4 protein-coding genes are annotated in these 4,227 nt (G+C 67.3%); 2 read left to right on the top strand and 2 right to left on the bottom strand.

Translation table 11 applies throughout. From position 1 onward, the window contains the following. Window positions 1-649, top strand: a 649-nt coding sequence (locus D7V93_RS45480; RefSeq protein ID WP_158623963.1) for a hypothetical protein, incomplete at its 5' end; no start/stop codon positions are given. A 60-nt stretch (window positions 650-709) separates the two neighbouring features. On the opposite strand, the gene D7V93_RS39235 is transcribed toward D7V93_RS45480, so the two are convergent. Both D7V93_RS39235 and D7V93_RS39230 read right to left on the bottom strand, forming a co-directional pair. Next, the gene (locus tag D7V93_RS39235; protein ID WP_158623962.1) at window positions 710-2,158 is read right to left on the bottom strand and encodes an LBP/BPI/CETP family protein; all 1,449 of its coding nucleotides are present in this window, start codon (window positions 2,156-2,158) and stop codon (window positions 710-712) included. A gap of 146 nt (window positions 2,159-2,304) precedes the next feature. Further along, window positions 2,305-2,802: an SMI1/KNR4 family protein gene (locus D7V93_RS39230; RefSeq protein ID WP_341870994.1), complete on the bottom strand. Its 498-nt coding sequence runs from the start codon at window positions 2,800-2,802 to the stop codon at window positions 2,305-2,307. A gap of 40 nt (window positions 2,803-2,842) precedes the next feature. Here D7V93_RS39230 and D7V93_RS39225 point away from each other — a divergent pair. Continuing rightward, window positions 2,843-4,227 (top strand): AMP-binding protein (locus D7V93_RS39225; protein WP_120648166.1); only part of this gene is annotated, 1,385 nt, incomplete at its 3' end.

Below are 4,227 nucleotides of genomic sequence, written 5' to 3'. Positions count from 1 at the left end.
GGCGCCTGCGGCACGGGAGGAGTCCGGGGCGCTGGAGTCCCGGAGCGCGGCGGGCTCCGAGTTCGCGGCGGTGGACGCGCCGACGGCGGACGGTCTGGCGCAGGACTCGCTGGGGCGCGAGGGCTCCGATTCGGTGCAGCGCCGTCCTTCGCGCGGTGGCGTGACGAACCTGGACCTGGGCGTGGCGTTGGGCTTCAACAGCCCGTCGGGTATTTTCGGAGGTGAACTGGAGTACCGGGCGGCGCCGTGGCTGGGCCTCAACGTGAGCGGCGGCTTCGGCGCGTGGGGTACGCGCGTGGGCCCCCTGGTCCGGCTGTATCCGCTGGGTGAGGTGCCCACGAGCCCCTTCGTGGAGCTGGGCACGAGCTTCAACCTCGGCGGTGAGGCGACGACGGAGATCAACGGCGGGGAGACGATCCGCTACACGGACATGCTGGTCACGCCGGTGGCGACGGCGGCCATCGGCCTGCGCCGCTCGATGGGTCCCATGTACCTGGGCGTGCGCGTGGGCTGGGGCTTCCGGCTGCGCGAGGACAACTGGCGCGTGCGCGATGGCGGCGAGCAGGACTTCCTCACCGAGACCGCGCTCAACCTGTCCCAGCACGGCGGGTTCCTCACCAGCATCACCCTGGGCATGTCGGTGTTCTAGGGGGCGCTTCGGGCCGGGGCCTGTCAGGGATACGGGCCCCTCCCGCCGAGCCGTCGCGCGCTACGGGCCTTTCGCGTCGCTGTTCACGGCCGCCGGGTAGCTCAAGCTGCCGGACGCCTGCGCGCAGTGCTTGACGAACTTGATGCTCGCGCCATCGACCTTCAGGCCTGACGGAAGCGGCAGTCCGCCCTTCAAGAGGTCGTCGTTGATGTACGTCTCCAAGAGGATCTTGAAGGTGTTCTTGATTTTTTCTTCCCATTTTTTGTGCGCGGGCTCTTCAATCTTGATCTGGACATCATTGAGGGTCACCCTGGCGTAGGCCGTCGCGCCTTGGACTTTCGTTTGCAACGAACCGCTGATGGTGACAACGATGTTGGCCTCCAGCGTGCGTTGTTTGTCGAGCTGGCGGGTGACGAACATCGTGGCCTGCCAGTTGGCCTTCACGGCGGCCTGGCCGTCCTTGAATTCGAGGGTGGGCGCCACGGTCGTTTTCATCTGCAGTTCGACCGACGCGTCCTCGCCGTACTTTTCGGCCACGGCAGGAGCCACGTTGCCCAAGCAACTCTCCTCCTCCTGGGGGTTGCAGTTCAACGCCAGGATTTTGGACGGGCCGGGCGAACTGGACAAGAAGGTGGAGTTCAAGGCGCCGTTCTTGTGAGCCTCGGACAAGGCGTTGTTGAAGAGGGCATCGCTCACGGTCAGCCGGGCCTGCGGGCTGCCGCCCACGCCCATGTCACACCTGGCTGGGGACAACGGACTGCTCAGCTTGGTGGCGGGTTTTTCGAAGAAGCTGACTTGCAGGGAGTCTTGCGTGATGACCGGCTTGAGCTGCCCCTTCACCTGCAGGTCCTTGCTGAAGCGGACCCCGTTTGGGATTCCGCCCAGGGCCTGGTTCATGTTTTCCGACAGCACCTTTTTCATCAAGCTGCACAGCTGCGGAGTGAAGATTGGCCGGACCTCCTTGACGCTTGAGGAGAGGGCCTCGACCGCGAATTTCTCGCGGAAGTCCTGCGTGTTCACCTTGACCGGACCGAGCTTCGCCGCGCAGTCGGATTGACTGACTTTCGGGATGCCGTTTTCGGACTCACCGAGGGTGAAGGACAGGTCGACCGTGGCGTTGGAGAAGTTGAACGCGATGTTGCCGTCATCCTGTTGCGGGGAAACGACCTTCGGTCGCGACGCATGAACGGGTCCCTGGATGACAAGCCTGGGCACGTTGACATGGACGGCGAACTTGTCCGGTCCTTGCAGCGTGTACGTCAGCTGCGGCCGTTCGAGCTCACTGATGCGCAAGGCTTTGAGCTTCAAGTCGACACCGGACACGGTCAGGTCGATGTCCGACGACGGGGACTTCGTGGCGTACGCCACGGACTCCTCGGCCACGCGGTCGAAGAAGCCGTCGAGGCCGGCGCGCGTGATCCGTACGCTGTAGCTCGGCTCGGCCGAGCGCGCCTCACCCACCCACGCGAACAGCGAAACCAACAAAGTCGTGGCAGCGAATCGATTCATGACGCTGTAATACACTGCCATTGTTGTCGACGTATGACGCTTTCATTTCCAGGAGGACTCGCTGCGACAACCTCCTGCCGACACCGCTTGCCTCCTTGCCCGCGAATCACATCAAGCGCGGGAGAGCCGGCACACGGGGCGCGTCATCAAGTCTGCTCATCCGCGCCCAACCAGAACCAGCGGCCCTTGGACTGGAGCGCTCCGGCGAGGAACTCGGAGAAGGAGCCTGCGATGCGTGGACACCATTTCGGGTCGGGAAACCCTTCGCGGTAGCCGTCACGAATCGGGGAGCGACCATTCTCCTGCTGGCTCACGTCCAGGATGATGCAGTTCCCATCGAGGACCTCGCACACGACGAACCAGGTGTCAGGTCCACCTTCGTCCAGGTCTTCTCCGAAGATGAACTTGCGCGCTCGGACCCACTTCGCGAGCGCGGGAAAGATGAAGGGAGAGTTGACGAGGTCGAAGAGGCTCGCCCCGTCACAGTGCAGGTAGAAGGCCCGCAGGTCCGCGTCCAGCTTCCAGCCCATGCGCTGCTCGAACGCCTCGATCTGCGCCGACGTCGCGGGAGGATTGGGGAAGTGCGCGTGGGACACTTCATCGAGCAACAGCGGCAGTCGCATCGCCTGCTGACGCACGGACATGCGCCCATCGTGGCCGGTCCCAGCTAGGCTCGCGCGCACCATGCCGGCCTCCCTGCTCGAAGTCTTCCTCGACCATGCCCGTCACGCGCCCGCGCGCCCGCTGCTCTCCTTCGAGCACACCACCTTCACGCGGGGACAGCTCGCGCAAGCCGTCACCGCGTTCGCTCGCGGCCTCAAGGCCCGGGGCCTGGTCCCCGGGGACCGCGTGGCCCTCTTCCTGGAGAACAGTGACGCGTTCGTCGTCACCTGGCTCGGCGTCCAGGCCGCGGGCTGCGTCGCCGTGCTCGTCAACACCGCCTACCGTCAGGTCGAACTGGCCCACATCCTCGCCGACGCCGAGGTGAAGGTCTGTGTCACCGGCACCGCGGGCGCCTCGGAGCTTACGCCCCTGCGCGCCGAGCTCCCCGCCCTGCAATGGCTCATCACCGTGGAGCCTCCGCCCCCGGGGCTTCCCCTTCCATCCGTGCCCTTCGACACCGTGCTCGCGGAAGGCGCCGCGTCCACCACCGCCCTGCCCCTGCCCGGCGCGGAGGACCTCGCGGTGCTCGGCTACACGTCCGGCACCACCGGCCGCTCCAAGGGCGCCATGCTCCAGCACCGCCAGCTGCTTGCCAACGTGCGCGCCGTCACCGAGGCGTGGCGGTGGACGGACGCGGACCGCCTCCTCCTCACCCTCCCGCTCTTCCACACCCACGGCCTCATGGTCGGCCTGCATGGCACCCTCTTCACCGGCGCCAGCGTGGACCTGCGCCGCCGCTTCGCCGCGGGCGAGGCACTCGCGGCCCTCCACGACGACCGGTCCCTCACCCTCTTCTTCGGCGTGCCCACCATGTACGGCCGGCTGCTGGAGGAGTCGCGCCGCACCGGCGTGAAGCCCCGCGCCCTGCGGCTGTGGGTCTCCGGCTCCGCGCCGCTCAGCCCCCAGCTGTGCCTGGACATCGAGTCGCGCTTCGGCGCCCGCATCCTGGAGCGGTACGGGATGACCGAGACGCTCATGAACACCACCCAGCCCTACGACGGCGAGCGCCGCCCCGGCACCGTCGGCATGCCCTTCCCCGGCCAGGAGGCCCGCGTCGTGGACGTGCGCACGCGCCAGCCCCTGCCCTCCGGCGAGACGGGCGAAATCGAGGTGCGCGGGCCCCACGTCTTCACCGGCTACTGGCGCCGCCCCGACGCCACCGCCGAGGCCTTCGACGCCGAGGGCTGGTTCCGCACCGGCGACCTGGGCGAGTACGACCCCGACGGCTTCCTGCGCATCACCGGCCGCGCACGCGAGCTCATCATCAGCGGCGGCTTCAACATCTACCCCCGCGAGGTCGAAGAGGTCCTCGCGGGACACCCCGCCGTCGCCGAGGCCGCCGTGCTCGGCCTGCCCGACCCCGACTTCGGTGAGCAGGTCGTCGCCGTCATCGTCCTCGCCTCCAC

This window comes from Corallococcus llansteffanensis, from assembly GCF_003612055.1.
Lineage (GTDB): Bacteria > Myxococcota > Myxococcia > Myxococcales > Myxococcaceae > Corallococcus > Corallococcus llansteffanensis.
This window is presented reverse-complemented; position numbering and strand designations above follow the sequence as displayed.